Raw genomic sequence first — 15743 nt, 5'->3', positions numbered from 1 at the left:
GACAGCCACAACAAGGATTGTGGCATGGCAAAATGGCATCGCTCCCGACGCGCCGATCTGGGCCTGCGTGCTCTCGGAGCCATTCTCTGCGGGCTCGCCTATCTGGCGATCCGGACGCTTTGCGCCCTCCCCGCCTCCGCGATGGCGGCGCATCTCCTGCCGGCCGAACTGGCCACCGCCGGCTTCCTGAGCGCCAGCGCGGGGAGCGCCCTGGCGATGCTGGGCGCGCATCTGTTCGACGACATGATGGTCAGCGCCCGCTGGTGACGGAGGAAAGCCATATCCCGGGCATCGGCGACCATCCCGTTCAATCGGGTCGATCCTGAGCCGGTGCGCTTTTCCAAGCCTCCGCGGTCTCCGCAGCAAACGCCGCATAGCGCCTCGGCGGGCGGCCCAGCAATGCCGTCATGGTCGAGAGGTCTTCCGCGCTGGCGCGGGCGCCATGACGCTGGAAGGCGCGAAGCATCAGCGCCAGATCATAGGCGAACCCCGCTGGCACGAACGGCTTGAGTCGATCCTGGAACACATCCAGATCGTCACCGGCGTAAGTTACGGCACGGCCGAGGGCTTCGCTCCAGATCCGCGTGATCGTCTCCGGCGTCAGATCGTCCGGACCGACGACATTATAGCCGTCCCTGGGCAGCGGGGTCGGGGCCGCGTGGCGCCGTAGGAGCTGCCTGGCCGCGATCTCGGCAAGGTCGCGGGTATCGACGGCCGCAATGCCGACATGGCCCAGCGGCATGCCATAGACCCCATGATCCAGCAGCGGCGCCTTCTGCCCCAGGTCGTTCTGCATGAAATAGGCGGAGCGCAGGATCGTCGCGGGCAGATCGCATCGCTCGATCATCCGTTCCGCTGCGACCTTGCAGGCGAAATGCGGAACGTCGGCATGACGATCGCATTCGAAGACCGAGAGATAGACGATCCCGCGCACGCCCGCGTCCCGGGCCAGAGCGAGCGCCGTCAGCGTCTGGTTCAGTTCGTCCGGAACATTGGGCGCCACCAGCAAAAGCGTCTCGACCCCTTCGAGCGCGCTCCGCATGACCTCGATATCGGACAGATCGCCCCGCACCGGCGTCACACCGGCCGGGAAGCGGGCCTTATCGGGCGAGCGCGTCAAAGCCCTTACCGGAACATCTTGCGACGCGAGCATGCGGGCGACGTACATGCCCGTATGGCCGGTGCTTCCTGTCAATAGAATTGCCATTGGTCGCTTCTCTTTCTCCGACTGTGTCGGTGCTTGGCGCAGTGGCCGGAAGGTGTTGGAGGAAGGCTGTGGATGCGCACGCGACGGCGTCGGGCCGATCGCCTAACGGGACCGTGTCATCGACGAGAACACGCCGTCGCGGTAAACCCAGCCGTGCAGCAGAGCCGCCGAAAGATGAGCGATCACCACGGCGAACAGCAACCAGGCCAGAATGCCATGGGCATCGCGCAATAGGGCATAGAGCGTCGGGTCGACCGGGGCGATCGGCGGCACATTCCATCCCTTGGTCATCCTGACCGGCCAGCCCCCGGCCGACCGCATTCCCCAGCCGAGGAGCGGGATCAGGACCATCAGGCCATACAGAATCCAGTGGCTGCCCAGCGCCGCCAGCGCCTGCCAACGGGGTGTCTCGGCCGGTAGCGCCGGTACGCCGTGACGCAACCGGTTGGCCAGCCGGACGACAACCAGCAGCAGGATGGCGAGCCCTAGCGGCTGGTGAAGGTCGAGCAGGGCCGGACGCCAGGTCAGCGACGTCGTCATGCTGACACCGATGAACAGCATGGCGAAGATCGCCGCCGCCATCGCCCAATGCAGCACCCGCGCCAGCCGATTGAAATGCCTCCTATCCGTCATCGGCCGTCCTTCCTGCCGACCGCATCGGTGGCCCGGCCATAGCCGATCTCGCGCAGGCGGGCGTTATAGGAATGCGCGTAGATCCCGCCGCGCGCGGCCAGCACCGGGTCGTTGGTGAGCGCCATGCCCTTCGGCACCAGGGTCGGATCGAAATTGACGTCCCGGCATGCCCCCTTGGCCTGATCGACTACGCGCGTCACCTCCAGGGTGCCGCCGACGATCTGCCTGCGTGTCGCGGGCCATGGCTGCGACGGATCGTCGACGGGATCACCCGGCTCGGCCAGTTGCAGCACGAGGTCCCAGCGCAGCGGGCCGTGCGTCAAACGCTCGGCAATATCCCTGAACAGGTGATCGCGATTGGCCTTGGCGCGCTCCTCGACGCTCCAGCCGGTAAAATCGGCATGCGGACGCCACCACCATCGCACCGGCTGGCGGCGCCCGTCCGGGCCGACGAACAGATAGGCGTGGATCGCATAATAATGCACGCCCGCGAAGCTGCTGGGCCATGGCGCCTTGGCCTTCGCTTCGATGACGCGGCGCGCTTCGGGATAGACCCGGTAGAACGCGGCGACCTTCGCCGGATCGGGCTGGCCGGTCGCCGGATCGGGCGCAAAGGCCGCGATGCGGGCGAGGAAGCCTTGCGCATCATGGGTCGGGAAGAGCGGCTCATTGTTCATTTTCATGCGCCATTGCTCACCGTCATCGGCGATGATCAGCATGGCCATGCTGACAGTGCGCGTCGAATTGTCCGGTGCATAGGGATCGGCCGTCCCGATCGAGAAACGACCGATCGCCGGTGTCTGCGCCTGGGAAAACACGCGCGATGTCGAAATCGACGCGGCGGCCCCGCTCGCGCGGAAGACCCCGTCGAAGCAGATGCCCTTGCCATGCGCGCGGCGATAGCCCGCCGGAAAGGATTTTGGCGTATCGGCCAGGAAGGTCGAGGTGGTGATCCGGTCGCCGACCAGTCCCGCGCTCCAGGCAAATGCCGCGCCCAGCGATCCGGCGATCGTCGCGATGCCGACCAGCGGAAGCCAAGCGCGTCTCAACGATCTCCTGCCAGTCATAGACGACTCCTGATCCGCTCGATCACCCCGTCCGGCGCTTGCTTGCCCCTGACATTCGATCTCTATCCGCAAAAACTTGCGACGATTAGATGGACAATCCCGAATGAGCTGGTGAATGAGATCGAACAATGGGCCGACATCTTCAGGAAATCGCCGCGTTCGTGGCCGTCGCCGACAGGCTCAGCTTTCAGCGAGCCGCGCTGGATCGCGGGGTCACCCGGTCCACGCTCAGCCACGCGGTCCGGACGCTGGAGGAACGGCTGGGGGTTCGGCTGCTCAACAGGACCACGCGCAGCGTGTCGCTCACCGAGGCGGGTCGCGTGCTGCATTCCCGTGCGAAGCAGGCATTGGGCGACCTCGACCACGCCGTCGATGCGATCGACGATTTTCGCGACCAGCCGCATGGATCGCTTCGTATCACCGTACCCCGTTCGGTCAGCGCCAGCATCATCGGGGCGGTCACCGCGCTGGCCACGACCTATCCCGGCTTGTCGGTGGAGATCGACGCGAACGACCAGATGGTCGACATCGTCGCCGAGGGTTACGATGCCGGTATCCGGTTCGGCATCGCCATGCAGCAGGACATGATCGCGGTGCGACTGAACCAGGCATTCCACTTCGCGGTCCTCGCTTCACCCGCCTATCTGGCCGGGCGAGACCTGCCGATGAGCCCCGACGACCTCGCGCACCACCGCTGCATCCTGTACCGGCTGCCGAGCGGCGTTTTGACACCCTGGATGTTCGAACGGAATGGCCAGATCAGCAAGACGAACGTCACGGGATCGCTGATCCTCAACGATCAATCGCTCATGATCGAAGCCGCCCTGCAAGGCGCCGGACTCGCCTTCGTCTTCGAAGAGGGGGCGCGGGCCCATCTGGACAGCGGACGGCTGATCCGATGCCTGCCCGACTATCGCGCGCAGTTCAGCGAATTGTTCCTTTATTATTCGGGGCACCGGCACGTGTCCGCCGCCCTCCGGTCGCTTATCGACCATTTGAAGAGCCCGAAGTGAGACCCCGGAAGAGTTCGCACGTGAAGGGCCGTTCCGGGCCTCCTGGCATGCGGACGGAAAAACCGGCCTTGCCAGCATCGCCAATCTAATAGTTTTATGAACCGATCGCCATGATGACGCTCTCGGCCTCCGCAGCATAGACGCGCCACAAGAGGGAGGCGTCGTATTTCCACCTACATATGCTCAACCCGTAATGGTATTCGCAATATAACGCAGATTTCACATTCCGTGTCAGCGGCGCAACATCCGCGCGACTTTTGGATCATGAAATATTGGCGTCATTTACAGCCGGAATGCGCCACCAATACTAGGCCCACCTACGAAATATTGCCGCGGCCACAGGTCACGGAAAAGGGTGGAGTATCGAGACATGACCAGCGTATCCGTCATCCGCGCAACCCTGTTGCGGGGAACCGCCGCACCCGCCGTGCTGATTGGCAGCCTTCTGATGGCCAGCCCGGCGCTGGCGCAGGATAACGCCACCCCGGCTCAGGGCGCGCCGTCCGCCAGCACCGCCCCCGCCGCTGTCTCGTCCGACACCAATGGCAAGGACATCGTCGTCACCGGCACGCTGTTTCGTCGTACCAATACCGAAACCCCCTCGCCGGTCACCATCCTGTCGGCCGACAATCTGAAGAAGGCCGGGATCAACAACGTCTCGGACGCGATCCGTTCGATCTCGGCCGACAGCAGCGGGTCGATCCCGACCGCCTTTGCCAATGGCTTCGGCGCGGGCTCTTCGGCAGTGTCGCTGCGCGGCCTGACCGTCAACTCGACGCTGACCCTCATCGACGGAATGCGCACCGCCAATTATCCGCTGTCGGATGACGGCCAGCGCTCCTTCGTCGACCTGAACACCATTCCCGACGCGATCGTCGACCGGGTCGAGGTGCTGAAGGATGGGGCCTCGTCCAGCTATGGCGCCGACGCGATCGGCGGCGTGGTCAACATCATCATGAAGAAGGAAATCACCGGCGTCGCCGGCACGCTGGAGGGCGGCGTGACCCAGCGTGGCGATGGCGGCGAGCAGCGCGCGACCCTGACGCTGGGCACCGGCAAGCTGAAGGAGCAGGGCTTCAACGTCTATATCAGCGGCGAATATCAGCATGACGACCCGATCTGGTCGCGCAATCGCGGCTTTCCGTTCAACACCGCCGATCTGACCCGCATTGGCGGCGACAACAACCAGGCCGGCTCGGTCGTGCCCGGTTCGACGACCAGCGCGCTGGTCGCCCCGACGACGCAGCTGACGCCCGGCAACATCCTGTCGGGTTCGGGCGTGGCCAACGGCCCCTTCCAGGTGCTCAACCCCAATGGCTGCACCGGCACCACCTCGCCGGTCAGCGGCGCGCTGGGCAATGGCTGCACCCAGAACACCGTCGCCGATTACGGCCAGATTGCCCCCGAACAGACCCGGTTCGGCGTGACCGGCCATGCGACGGTGCAGGTCAATGCGCAGACCCAGGCCTATCTGATGGCCTCTTATTACCAGAACGAGGTTCTGGCGGCGGGCGGCCCGGCCAATATCCGCTCGATCAATCCGATCAACACCCAGAACATCGTCCTGCCCGCGGTGCTGGCCAATGGGCAGTTGAACCCGAACAATCCCTATGCGGCGTCGGGCCAGCCCGCCGCGATCCGCTATCTGTTCGGCGACATCCCCGCCTCGTCCGACTATAAGAACCATGTGCTGCGCGCCGCCGCCGGGATCGACGGCGCATTCGGTGACGGCTGGACCTATTCCGTGTCGGGCACGATCGCGCATAGCTGGCTCGACATCACCCAGAACGGCTATCTGAACCTGGCCGCACTGACCAACGCGATCAACAACGGCACCTACAACTTCGTCGACCCGACACAGAACAGCGCCGCAGTCCGCAATGCCCTGTCCCCGGCGGTCCATACCCAGGCGACGACCGACCTGGACATGATCCAGGGCGTGATCACCAAGGAGGTCGTGCAGCTCCCCGGCGGCCCGTTGCAGGTCGGCGTCGGCGGGTCCTTCCGCTACGAGGCGCAGAACGATCCCAACCAGAATCCGAACCTGACCACGCTGGGCCTGAACCAGTTCTCGGCGATCGGCCATCGCACGGTGGAATCGGGTTATTTCGAAATCAACGCGCCGATCCTCACCAGCCTGGAGATCGACGGATCGGGCCGCTACGACCATTATGAGGAAGGCTATAACCGCTTCTCGCCCAAGGTCGGGGTCAAGTTCACGCCGTTCAAGCAACTGGCCCTGCGCGGCACCTTCTCCAAGGGCTTCCGCGCGCCGAGCTTCGCCGAAAGCGCGGGCACGGTCATCGGCTTCACCTCGACCAAGGCCCCCTGCTCGATCCAGCTGCAGCATGGCGCGACCGCGACGGCCACCGGCTGCACCGGCGGCAGCGCCTATAACCAGAGCTATTCGATCGGGTTCAACACGGTCGGCAATCCCAACATCAAGCCCGAATTGTCGCAGAGCTTCACGGCGGGGGCCGTCGTCCAGCCGACGCCCTGGCTGAGCTTCACCGCCGACTATTACAACATCAAGAAGACCGACGTGATCACCGGCGGTCCGCTGTCCAACCAGGCGCTGGCGGCCTTTTACGGCAATGGCACGATGCCCGCAGGCTATTCGGTGACGCCCGACGTCATCGACCCCGCCTTCCCCAACGCCCCGACCCGCGCGCTGTTCGTCAATGCGCCCTTCGCCAATGCGGCGGCGCTCAAAACCTCGGGCATCGACGTGTCGGCGCAGGTGCAGTTGCATCGCGATGATCTGCGCTTCACCAGCCGCGCCGAGGCGACCTACATCCTGCACTATCTGTTCAAGCCGAGCGCGGACCAGCCCTATACCGACTTTGTCGGCACCCAGTCGCCCTATGTGACCTCGTCGGGTGCGGGCACGCCGCAATGGCGCGGCAACTGGCAAAACAGCGTCGACTACGGCCCCTATTCGCTGACCGCGACCACCTATTACGTATCGGGTTACAAGGCGGTCGGGTTCGACCAGTTCGGGACGATGGATTGCAACGGCGGCAGCACCTATGGCGGTTCCGACCCCAACTTCAACTGCCATGTCCGCCGCTTCATCGACGTCGACCTGGTCGGCAGCGTGCGGGTCAACGATAAGTTCACCTTCTACATGAACGTCATCAACCTGACCGACGAGAAGGCGCCGTTGAACGCGGGCAACTATGCCGCGACCAACTATAATCCGACCTATACGCAAATCGGCGCGGTCGGCCGGACGTTCCGCTTCGGCGCGAATTTCCGGTTCTGACGACCGGCATCGGCGGGGGGCCATTGCGGTCCCCCGCCGACCACGGACGAAGGCTGGCGCTGGCGTATCCGTCGGGCCAGGTTTCGATCGGGCGGCTTGGCGGTGCCCGCCGGGCTGTGGCGCGCCAGTTCCGCCAGCCAGGATCAACGCCAGCCTATTTACGTTGACGATCACATCTCGTATAGTAATGTTACCTTATTACATCGTATAATTTAATAACGTGGCCCTACAACCCTATGCCCGTGCCCATAGCGCCCCTGCCCGGTTATCCGAACGGGCGTCAGACATTCTCGCCCCGCCACATCCTCGTGCATGTAGGCTCCGCACCGCTCTGGTCTGAACCGAAACCGTGACGACCCTACCCTTCCTGCTCGGCGCGATGGCAAGCCTGTCGACCTATGTCGGCGGTAGGCTGGCGATGCGCTGGGGGCAGCGGCGCGACCTGTTGTTTGGGCTGACCGGCGGCATGGTCATCGGGCTGGCCCTTCTCGATCTGTTGCCCGAGGCCTTGGAAAGTGGCGAAAGCGTGCACGGCGCCGACATCGTCTTCGGTGCGACGGTGGCCGGCGTGGCCCTCTATATCCTGCTTCATCGGATGCCGGCCGCCGATGCGGCGGGGCGGATCAGCCTGATCCTGCACAGCGTGATGGACGGCCTCGGCATCGGCATCGCCTTTCAGCTTTCGAGCGCAACCGGCTGGCTGGTCGCGATCGCGGTGCTCGCGCATGACATGGCCGATGGCTCCAACATGGTCGGCTTGAGCAGGCTGGCGGGCAAGACCGAACGCACGCATCGGTGGCTCATCGTCAATGCCGCCGCGCCGCTGGCCGGTGTCGCGATCGGTCAGGCCGTGCCCGTCGATCTCGAACGCTTCTCGCTGCTGCTCGCGCTCTTCGCCGGTGGCTTCCTCTATATTGGCGCGTCGGAACTGCTGCCCCGCAGCCGGTGTGGACGGTCCGGCGCGGCAAGCGGGCTGGCGAGCCTGTGCGGCATCGCCGCCATGGCTGGAGTGGTTCATTTCGCCGGCTAGCCTTCCACGTCTTTCCTGAGCCTCATCAAAGGAACTCATAGCCTCATGCGCCTTCTGACGATCCCCCTCCTGACCGCCCTGACGATCGCAGCCCCCGCCATGGCGCAGGACGCGCCCAAGGACGCGCAGCCCGGCGGGAAGTCTCCCGCTGCGATCCATGACGAGAAGGTGGCGCAGGATCTGGCCGACGCATGGGTGGCGCCCCCCGCGAAGGAGCAGGAAAGCGTGACCGCGCACAGCGTCGTCGTCGATGGCCGCACGCTCAAATATCATGCGACCGCCGGTACGGTCACGATCAAGGACGACGACGCCAAGCCGACCGCCAGCGTCTTCTACGTCGCCTATACGCTCGACGGCGCCGCGCCCGGCACGCGGCCGGTGACCTTCTTCTACAATGGCGGCCCCGGCTCCTCGTCGGTGTGGCTGCACATGGGGTCTTTCGCGCCGGTGCGGGTGAAGACCGCCAATCCCGAATATATCCGCCCCGCCCCCTATGGCTTTGGCCCCAACCCGGACACGCTGCTGGACAAGACCGATCTCGTCTTCATCGACATGGTCGGCGCAGGATATTCACGCCCGCTCGGCGATGCGAAGGGCAAGCAGTTCTGGGGCGTCGACGAGGATGCCGACGCCTTCGCCAAGACGATCCTTCGCTGGACGACGAAGAACGGCCGCTGGACCAGCCCCAAATTCCTGTTCGGCGAAAGCTATGGCACGACACGCTCGGCGGCCCTTGCCTATCAGTTGCAGGATCGGGGCATGGCGCTGAACGGCGTGGTGCTGCTCTCGTCGATCCTCAACTACGGCATCGAGCAGCAGGGTTATGACCAGAGCTATATCAGCTATCTGCCAAGCTATGCCGCGACCGCATGGTATCATGATCGCCTCGCGAACAAGCCCGCCGATCTTCCGGCCTTTCTGAAGGAGGTACGCGCCTTCGCCGCCGGTCCCTATGCGCAGGCGCTCAGCAAGGGACAGGATCTGTCCGATGCGGAGGAGGATGCGATCGCCACCCGGATGGCCGCCTATACCGGCCTGTCCGCGACCTTCATCAAGCGCGCCAAGCTGCGCGTCGATCTCGGCCGTTTCCAAAAGGAACTGCTGCGCGACCAGGCGCTGACGGTGGGGCGGTTCGACAGCCGCTATACGGGGGTCGATGCGGACTCCGCTGGCGAGAATCCCGATTTCGACGCCTCGGACACCGCGATTTCCGGCGCGTTCATCACGACGTTCAGCGACTATGTGCAGCGCGACCTGAAGTACAAGCCGGGGCTGGATTATCGCATCGGCACCTATGGCCTCAAGGACTTCGACTGGAACTGGAAGCATAAGGCGCCGGGATCGGGATATCCGATGAACAACCCCGATGTCGCCGTCGATCTGGCCGCCGCGATCCGCACCAATCCCTATCTCAAAGTCCTGTCATTGAACGGATGGTACGACATGGCGACGCCGTTCTTCGCCACCGAATACGACATTTCGCACATGCTCCTGGACAAGAAATTGCGCGGCAATGTCAGCTTCAAATACTATCCCTCGGGGCACATGATCTATCTCAACCCGGACGCCTTGCACCAGCTCCATACCGATCTGGCGAACTTCTATGACGAGACGTTGGCCGCATCCGTGCAGAACCGTCCGGCGGGGCGGGAACGCTGACGATGCCGGGCCTCACCCCGCGGTTCTGACTGGCGTTTCAAGCTTGCCCTCTCCCGCCCTTCGCCGAACCAGCGCGGGCGGGAATGCGGCGGTGACGTTCGACGATCTGCCGGTGGCCGGACCGCGGCACGATGGACGAGTTCATCGCCTTTCCCGCTTCACCATCCTTGCGGGAATGCGGCGGCTGTCTTGATCGGCATCTTCCCAACGTCGCCGCCAGCCCGGACCGCTGGCACCGCCCCCTTTTTCTCCATCGCCTTCCCTGCCACCGTCGTCTTCTGGCTGTGATCGAGTCCTGACCTTAACGGTATCGACCGCCGGAAATAACAGGAGCCGTCATCACGCTTGAGCAGGTACGAGCTCGCCCTTGCCTCGCCACGATTGTAGCAGGCACTCGTCACAAGCAGCAATTTCCGTGAAATACCCAGCTTTTTCAGAAGCTTGGGAAATGGTGCCCCTGGCCGGACTCGAACCAGCATGCCTTGCGGCGTTCGATTTTGAGTCGAATGCGTCTACCAATTTCGCCACAGGGGCAGCGAAGGGGTGCTGCTAGACGAGGGTGATGCGTCGCGCAAGCGGGGATTGTCGGCAATGTCACCCTTATGCCGCAGGCCGATCAGTTCACCGGCGGTCGCTGGCGATAGCTGAGCGCTTCGGCGACATGGATGCGCCCCACCTGTTCCACCCCCGCCAGGTCGGCGATGGTCCGAGCGACGCGCAGGACGCGGGTGTAGCCGCGCGCGGTCAGGCGCATCCGCTCCGCCGCCTCGATTAACAGGGCGCGGCCCGACTCGTCCGGCGTGGCCCAGCGTTCGAGCCAGGCGCCATCGGCCTCGGCATTGGTGCGGACTGTGACCGGGGCGTCGAGATAGCGCTGCGTCTGGCGCGCGCGGGCGGCGGCGACCCTTTGGGCGACGATCGCGGACGATTCGGCGGCGGCGGGGGCGAACAGGTCGATGGCGCGGACCGGCTGGACCTCGACCGACAGGTCGATGCGGTCGAGCAGCGGCCCGGAAATCTTGGCCTGATAATCCGCCGCACAGCGCGGCGCCCTGGCACAAGCGAGCGCCGCGTCGCCCAGATGGCCGCAGCGACACGGGTTCATCGCCGCGACCAACTGCACCCGCGCCGGGAAGGTCACATGGGCGTTGGCGCGCGCGATACTGACCGTGCCCGTCTCGAGCGGCTGGCGGAGCGAATCGAGCACGGCGCGCTGGAATTCGGGCAGTTCGTCGAGGAACAGGACGCCCAGATGCGCCAGGCTCACCTCGCCCGGCCTCGCCTTCAACCCGCCGCCGGTCAGCGCCGCCATCGAGGCCGAGTGATGCGGCGCGCGGAACGGACGCGTACGGGTCAGCCGTCCTCCGACCAAGGTCCCGGCGACCGACTGGACCATGGAAACCTCCAGCGCCTCGGCGGCGTCGAGCGGTGGCAGGATGCCGGGCAGGCACGCCGCCATCAGCGACTTGCCCGACCCCGGCGGGCCGCTCATCAGCAGGTTGTGGCCACCCGCCGCCGCGATCTCCAGCGCGCGGCGGGCATTTTCCTGGCCCTTCACCTGCGACAGATCGGGGCCGGGCACGCCGTCCTCGACCACCCCGCCCTGCGGCATGGGCAGCAGCGAATGTCCCTTCAAATGATTGATAAGCGACAGCAGGTCGGGCGCGGCGATCACCGCCCCGCCCCCGGCCCAGCTCGCCTCGGCGCCTTGCGCGACGGGACAGATCAGCCCCTTGTCGAGCGCCCCCGCATGGAGCGCGGCCAGCAACACCCCCGGCGACGGCCCGATCCGTCCGTCCAGCGCCAGCTCGCCGACCACGACATGATCGGCCAGCAACTCGGCATCGATCACTCCCATCGCCGCCAGCAGGGCGAGCGCGATCGGCAGGTCGAAATGCGATCCTTCCTTGGGCAGGTCGGCGGGCGACAGGTTCACCGCGATCCGCTTGGGCGGCAGGGCCAGGCCCATCGCGGCGATAGCGGCGCGTACGCGCTCGCGGCTTTCGCCCACCGCCTTGTCGGCCAGGCCCACCAGGTTGAAGGCGGGCAGCCCGGCGATCAGCTGGACCTGCACCTCGACCGCACGCGCCTCCAGCCCCAGATAGGCCACCGTGGACACGATCGTCGCCATGCAAATCCCCCTGTACGGGCGCTCCCCTGCCCGCTTATGCTTCCTGCAAAGGATACCGCCCGACCGCAAGGGGCGACGGGTGCACGGGGATCGCGTGCGGCGGATTGACTTGAAACCCCGCTTTGCGTAAGCCGCTTGCCACCAAGGCCGTCCTCGTGGCGGCCGTTTTTATTCAGACGTATCCAAGGAATGAACGATGAAGCGGACCTTTCAGCCCAGCAACCTGGTGCGCGCTCGCCGTCACGGCTTCCGTGCGCGGATGGCGACCCCCGGTGGCCGTGCGGTGATCCGGGCGCGTCGCGCGCGCGGCCGCAAGAAGCTGTCGGCGTAATCACGACGCTGACCCGCCGCCGCGATTTCCTCGCGGCCAATGGCGGGCGACGCGTGGCGATGCCCGGCTTCGTGCTGCAGGTTCGCCCGCGTGACGATGGTGAGGCCACGATTCGCGTCGGCTTCACCGTCACCAAGAAGATCGGCAACGCGGTCGTTCGCAACCGGATGAAACGCCGGTTGCGGGCGCTCGCGCGCGATCTTTTGCCGGTAAAGGGCATTGCGGGCGCCGATCATGTCCTGATCGGACGGCAAGGCGGGATCGAGCGCGATTATGCCGCCCTCACCGCCGAGCTGGCCAAGGCGCTGACCCGCGCCGCCTCGCCCGACACCGGCGGCGACCAGAAACCGCGCGAACCGCGCGTGCATCATGGTCGCGGCAAGGGGCGCAGCCCCCGCGGCGGCGCGTATCGCCAGCCCGCCACACCGTCTCAGGAGCCCGCGTGACCCTGTTCGCGCGGGCCTTGATTCTGATCGCGCGGGGCTGGCAACTCGGCCCGTCGCTCATTTTACCGCCCACTTGCCGCTATCAACCATCCTGTTCGGCCTATGCAATACAGGCCATTGGCCGCTATGGCGCGGTCAAAGGGGGCTGGTTGGCGCTCAAGCGCATTGCGCGGTGTCATCCCTGGGGCGGGCACGGACCCGACCCGGTCCCCTGACGTAACTGGCGTCACAACTGGGGTTTCCACGTGAACCAAGACCGCAAGAATTTCGTCGTGTTCGCGGTGATCGCGGCGCTGATCCTGTTCGGATGGCCGCTCATCCAGAACAAGTTCTTCCCGAGCAACCCGCCCGCGACGAAGATCGTCGACGGCAAGCAGGTGCCGGTGGCCAACTCGACGGCCAATCCGACCGCGACGACGCCCTCCGCGATTCGCGACCGCCGCGTCGTGCTGGCCGAAACCCCGCGCGTGGCGATCGAGACGCCGCGCCTGAAGGGCTCGATCAACCTGAAGGGCGCGCGGATCGATGACCTCGTCCTGCTCGACTATAAGGAAACGGTCGCCAAGGATTCGCCGCCGATCCGCCTGTTGTCGCCCGCCGGCGCGCAGGGTGCCTATTTCGCCGGGTTCGGCTGGCGCACCGACGGGCTGAACCCGCCCGCCGCCGATGCCGTCTGGACCGCCAGCGCGCCCGTACTGCGCCCCGGCCAGCCGGTCACGCTGACCGCCGCCAACGCGACCGGCCAGCGTTTCCAGATCACCCTGTCGGTCGACAAGGATTATATGTTCACCGTCCAGCAGACGGTGGCGAACGGCGGCAACGCGGCCGTGCCGGTCGCGGCATACGGCTATGTCAATCGCGGCATCTCGGCCGACCCGGACACCTGGACGATCCATGTCGGCCCGATGTCGGTCAATGACGGCACCGCGCATTACGGCCCCAACTGGAAGGATCTGGACAAGGCCCCGACCCGCTTCACCACGACCGGCGGCTGGCTGGGCTTTACCGACAAATATTGGCTGGCGACGCTGATCCCCGACCAGTCCAAGGCCTTTGACGGCCAGTTCCGCGCGGGTGCGGGCCAGACCTATCAGGCCGACTATACGCTCCAGCCGCAGACGCTGGCGCCGGGCAAGCAGATCACCCAGACGACCCGTTTCTTCGCGGGCGCCAAGGAAGTCGCGCTGCTCGACCGCTATACCGACAAGGAAGGCGCGACGAAGCTCGATTACGCGCTCGACTGGGGCTATCTGCGCGTCCTCGAAAAGCCGATCTTCTATTATCTCGACTGGCTGTTCAAACTCGTCGGCAATTTCGGCGTCGCGATCATCCTGCTGACCGTCACCATCCGCGCGCTGATGTTCCCGATCGCGCAGCGCCAGTTCGCCTCGATGGCGGCGATGCGCGCGGTGCAGCCCAAGATGAAGGCGCTGCAGGAACGGTTCAAGGACGACAAGGTCCGGATGCAGCAGGAGGTCATGGCCCTCTACAAGCAGGAGAAGGTCAATCCGCTGGCGGGCTGCCTGCCCACGCTGATCCAGATTCCGATCTTCTATGCGCTCTACAAGGTGCTGATGCTGACGATCGAGATGCGGCACCAGCCGTTCGTCGCCTGGATCAAGGACCTGTCCGCGCCCGACCCGCTGACCCCGGTCAACCTGTTCGGCCTGCTGCCCTTCGTGCCGCCGCACTTCATCGCGATCGGCGTGGTGCCGATCCTGCTGGGCATCTCGATGTACTTCCAGTTCAAGATGAACCCGCAGCCGATGGACGACGCGCAGAAGCAGGTCTTCGCGATCCTGCCCTGGGTGTTGATGTTCGTGATGGCACCGTTCGCGGTCGGCCTTCAGGTCTACTGGATCACGACCAACTGCATCTCGATCCTGCAGCAGCGCCTGCTCTATGCCCGCCATCCGGGCCTGAAGCAGCCGGTCGCCAAGTGAGCGAGCTTCCCACCCCCCTCCCCTTCGAAGAACCGACCGGTTTTTCGGAGGAACTGGTCGAATCGGCGCGCAAGCTGTTCGCCGGGCCGGTCACCTTCCTGAAATCGGCACCCGCGCTGAAATTCCTGCCCGATCCGATCGTGCCGGAAGTCGCGGTGGCGGGCCGGTCCAATGTCGGCAAGTCGTCGCTGCTCAACGCGATGACCAACCGCAACAGCCTGGCCCGCACCTCGAACACGCCGGGTCGGACGCAGGAGCTGAACTTCTTCGACGTCGGCACGCCGCCGACGCTGCGGCTGGTCGACATGCCGGGCTATGGCTTCGCCAAGGCGCCCAAGGACATGGTCAAGCAGTGGCGGTTCCTGGTGAACGACTTCCTGCGCGGACGGCAGGCGCTGAAGCGCGCGCTGGTGCTGATCGACTCACGCCACGGCATCAAGGAGGTCGATCGCGAGATCCTGGAGATGCTCGACCGCGCGGCAGTCAGCTATCGCATCGTCCTGACCAAGGCGGACAAGGTGAAGGCGAGCGAACTGGCCGCCGTCGTCGAGCGGACCGAAGCGGAGGCCCGCAAGCGGGCCGCGGCGCATCCCGAGATCCTCGCCACCTCCAGCGAGGGCGGGCTGGGCATTCCCGAGCTGCGCGCCGCCGTACTCGAAGCGATCGGCTGAACCAGGCGTGGGAGCCCGGCCGCGTGGCGGCGGGCTCCCGTCTCTCGCCATGACATTCCGGCCACATGCCGGGGCCTAGGTCGGATCGGCATTCAGCATTGCGCCTTCTTCCCTCTCCCCTGGACAGGGGAGAGGGTTAGCGAAGCTTGCCAGCCTGCTGGCTAGCGCAGCTTGGGTGAGGGGTACAGCGAGCCCAAAGGCTCGCGCGCTCGCCAAGCGAGCGCCCACCCCTCACCCAGCTCAGACTAAGCCTTTGCTTTCGCAAAGACCAAGTCTGCGCAACCCTTTCCCCTCTGCGAGGGGCGAGGGAAGGAGGCCCCTGAATGTCGATCGCCCCCGACGAACTA

General features: G+C 65.4%; 14 protein-coding genes and 1 tRNA gene. 10 read left to right on the top strand and 5 right to left on the bottom strand.

The window, feature by feature from the left end:
* Window positions 1-24: 24 nt before the first annotated feature.
* Window positions 25-267: a hypothetical protein gene (locus ABIC44_RS07040; RefSeq protein WP_354294509.1), complete on the top strand. Its 243-nt coding sequence runs from the start codon at window positions 25-27 to the stop codon at window positions 265-267.
* Window positions 268-307: 40 nt separating this feature from the next.
* Here ABIC44_RS07040 and ABIC44_RS07035 read toward each other — a convergent pair whose 3' ends face one another.
* From ABIC44_RS07035 to ABIC44_RS07025, 3 genes are all read right to left on the bottom strand, one after another.
* Window positions 308-1207 (bottom strand): SDR family oxidoreductase, encoded by a 900-nt coding sequence (locus ABIC44_RS07035; RefSeq protein ID WP_354294508.1) that lies wholly within the window; start codon window positions 1205-1207, stop codon window positions 308-310.
* Between the two features lie 102 nt (window positions 1208-1309).
* The gene (locus ABIC44_RS07030; protein WP_354294506.1) at window positions 1310-1840 is read right to left on the bottom strand and encodes a cytochrome b; all 531 of its coding nucleotides are present in this window, start codon (window positions 1838-1840) and stop codon (window positions 1310-1312) included.
* Window positions 1837-2889, bottom strand: a complete 1053-nt coding sequence (locus tag ABIC44_RS07025) for a catalase family peroxidase (protein WP_354294504.1) — start codon at window positions 2887-2889, stop codon at window positions 1837-1839. The genes ABIC44_RS07030 and ABIC44_RS07025 overlap by 4 nt, the downstream gene beginning before the upstream one ends.
* A 146-nt stretch (window positions 2890-3035) precedes the next feature.
* Here ABIC44_RS07025 and ABIC44_RS07020 point away from each other — a divergent pair, with 146 nt between their 5' ends.
* The 4 genes from ABIC44_RS07020 (at window position 3036) to ABIC44_RS07005 (ending at window position 9874) form a co-directional block, all read left to right on the top strand.
* Window positions 3036-3920, top strand: a complete 885-nt coding sequence (locus tag ABIC44_RS07020) for a LysR family transcriptional regulator (RefSeq protein ID WP_354294502.1) — start codon at window positions 3036-3038, stop codon at window positions 3918-3920.
* A 370-nt stretch (window positions 3921-4290) separates the two neighbouring features.
* Window positions 4291-7185 carry a TonB-dependent receptor plug domain-containing protein gene (locus ABIC44_RS07015; protein ID WP_354294501.1) on the top strand — a complete coding sequence of 965 codons (2895 nt, stop codon included), beginning with the start codon at window positions 4291-4293 and terminating at the stop codon, window positions 7183-7185.
* 349 nt (window positions 7186-7534) lie between these two features.
* Entirely contained in the window at window positions 7535-8215 is a 681-nt protein-coding gene (locus ABIC44_RS07010; protein WP_354294499.1) for a ZIP family metal transporter, read from the top strand.
* Between the two features lie 45 nt (window positions 8216-8260).
* Window positions 8261-9874, top strand: coding sequence for a S10 family peptidase (locus tag ABIC44_RS07005; RefSeq protein ID WP_354294498.1), 1614 nt, complete (start codon window positions 8261-8263; stop codon window positions 9872-9874).
* A 449-nt stretch (window positions 9875-10323) separates the two neighbouring features.
* Here ABIC44_RS07005 and ABIC44_RS07000 read toward each other — a convergent pair.
* Both ABIC44_RS07000 and ABIC44_RS06995 read right to left on the bottom strand, forming a co-directional pair.
* Window positions 10324-10408 (bottom strand) — tRNA-Leu (locus ABIC44_RS07000).
* An 82-nt stretch (window positions 10409-10490) separates the two neighbouring features.
* Window positions 10491-12005 carry a YifB family Mg chelatase-like AAA ATPase gene (locus ABIC44_RS06995; protein ID WP_354294496.1) on the bottom strand — a complete coding sequence of 505 codons (1515 nt, stop codon included), beginning with the start codon at window positions 12003-12005 and terminating at the stop codon, window positions 10491-10493.
* Window positions 12006-12201: 196 nt separating this feature from the next.
* Between ABIC44_RS06995 and rpmH the strand changes: the two genes are divergently transcribed.
* From rpmH to yihA, 5 genes are read left to right on the top strand one after another with little or no spacing between them, the layout of a single operon-like run.
* A complete protein-coding gene (gene rpmH, locus ABIC44_RS06990; protein ID WP_007404632.1) occupies window positions 12202-12336 on the top strand; it encodes a 50S ribosomal protein L34 in 135 nt (44 codons plus the stop codon).
* Between the two features lie 59 nt (window positions 12337-12395).
* Window positions 12396-12782 (top strand): ribonuclease P protein component, encoded by a 387-nt coding sequence (rnpA, locus tag ABIC44_RS06985; protein ID WP_502959824.1) that lies wholly within the window; start codon window positions 12396-12398, stop codon window positions 12780-12782.
* A 2-nt stretch (window positions 12783-12784) separates the two neighbouring features.
* Window positions 12785-12997, top strand: a complete 213-nt coding sequence (gene yidD / locus ABIC44_RS06980; protein WP_042490341.1) for a membrane protein insertion efficiency factor YidD — start codon at window positions 12785-12787, stop codon at window positions 12995-12997.
* A gap of 30 nt (window positions 12998-13027) precedes the next feature.
* Complete coding sequence (yidC, locus tag ABIC44_RS06975) at window positions 13028-14725, top strand: membrane protein insertase YidC (protein ID WP_354294494.1); 1698 nt, start codon at window positions 13028-13030, stop codon at window positions 14723-14725.
* Window positions 14722-15396 carry a ribosome biogenesis GTP-binding protein YihA/YsxC gene (gene yihA / locus ABIC44_RS06970; protein ID WP_354294493.1) on the top strand — a complete coding sequence of 225 codons (675 nt, stop codon included), beginning with the start codon at window positions 14722-14724 and terminating at the stop codon, window positions 15394-15396. Before yidC ends, yihA begins: the two co-directional genes overlap by 4 nt.
* The last annotated feature ends 347 nt before the right edge of the window (window positions 15397-15743 follow it).

The sequence above is a fragment of the Sphingomonas sp. 1185 genome (assembly GCF_040544655.1).
Lineage (GTDB): Bacteria > Pseudomonadota > Alphaproteobacteria > Sphingomonadales > Sphingomonadaceae > Sphingomonas.
The sequence above is the reverse complement of the archived record's forward strand: the minus strand, read 5'-3'. Positions and strand labels throughout refer to the sequence as shown.

Bases quoted from the DNA above. Each gene is read 5' to 3' on its own strand.
- rnpA (WP_502959824.1), top strand. From the start codon at position 12,396: ATGCCCGGCTTCGTGCTGCAGGTTCGCCCGCGTGACGATGGTGAGGCC.
- ABIC44_RS07020 (WP_354294502.1), top strand. From the start codon at position 3,036: ATGGGCCGACATCTTCAGGAAATCGCCGCGTTCGTGGCCGTCGCCGAC.
- ABIC44_RS07040 (WP_354294509.1), top strand. From the start codon at position 25: ATGGCAAAATGGCATCGCTCCCGACGCGCCGATCTGGGCCTGCGTGCT.
- ABIC44_RS07005 (WP_354294498.1), top strand. From the start codon at position 8,261: ATGCGCCTTCTGACGATCCCCCTCCTGACCGCCCTGACGATCGCAGCC.
- ABIC44_RS06995 (WP_354294496.1), bottom strand. From the start codon at position 12,005: ATGGCGACGATCGTGTCCACGGTGGCCTATCTGGGGCTGGAGGCGCGT.
- ABIC44_RS07015 (WP_354294501.1), top strand. From the start codon at position 4,291: ATGACCAGCGTATCCGTCATCCGCGCAACCCTGTTGCGGGGAACCGCC.
- ABIC44_RS07030 (WP_354294506.1), bottom strand. From the start codon at position 1,840: ATGACGGATAGGAGGCATTTCAATCGGCTGGCGCGGGTGCTGCATTGG.
- rpmH (WP_007404632.1), top strand. From the start codon at position 12,202: ATGAAGCGGACCTTTCAGCCCAGCAACCTGGTGCGCGCTCGCCGTCAC.
- ABIC44_RS07035 (WP_354294508.1), bottom strand. From the start codon at position 1,207: ATGGCAATTCTATTGACAGGAAGCACCGGCCATACGGGCATGTACGTC.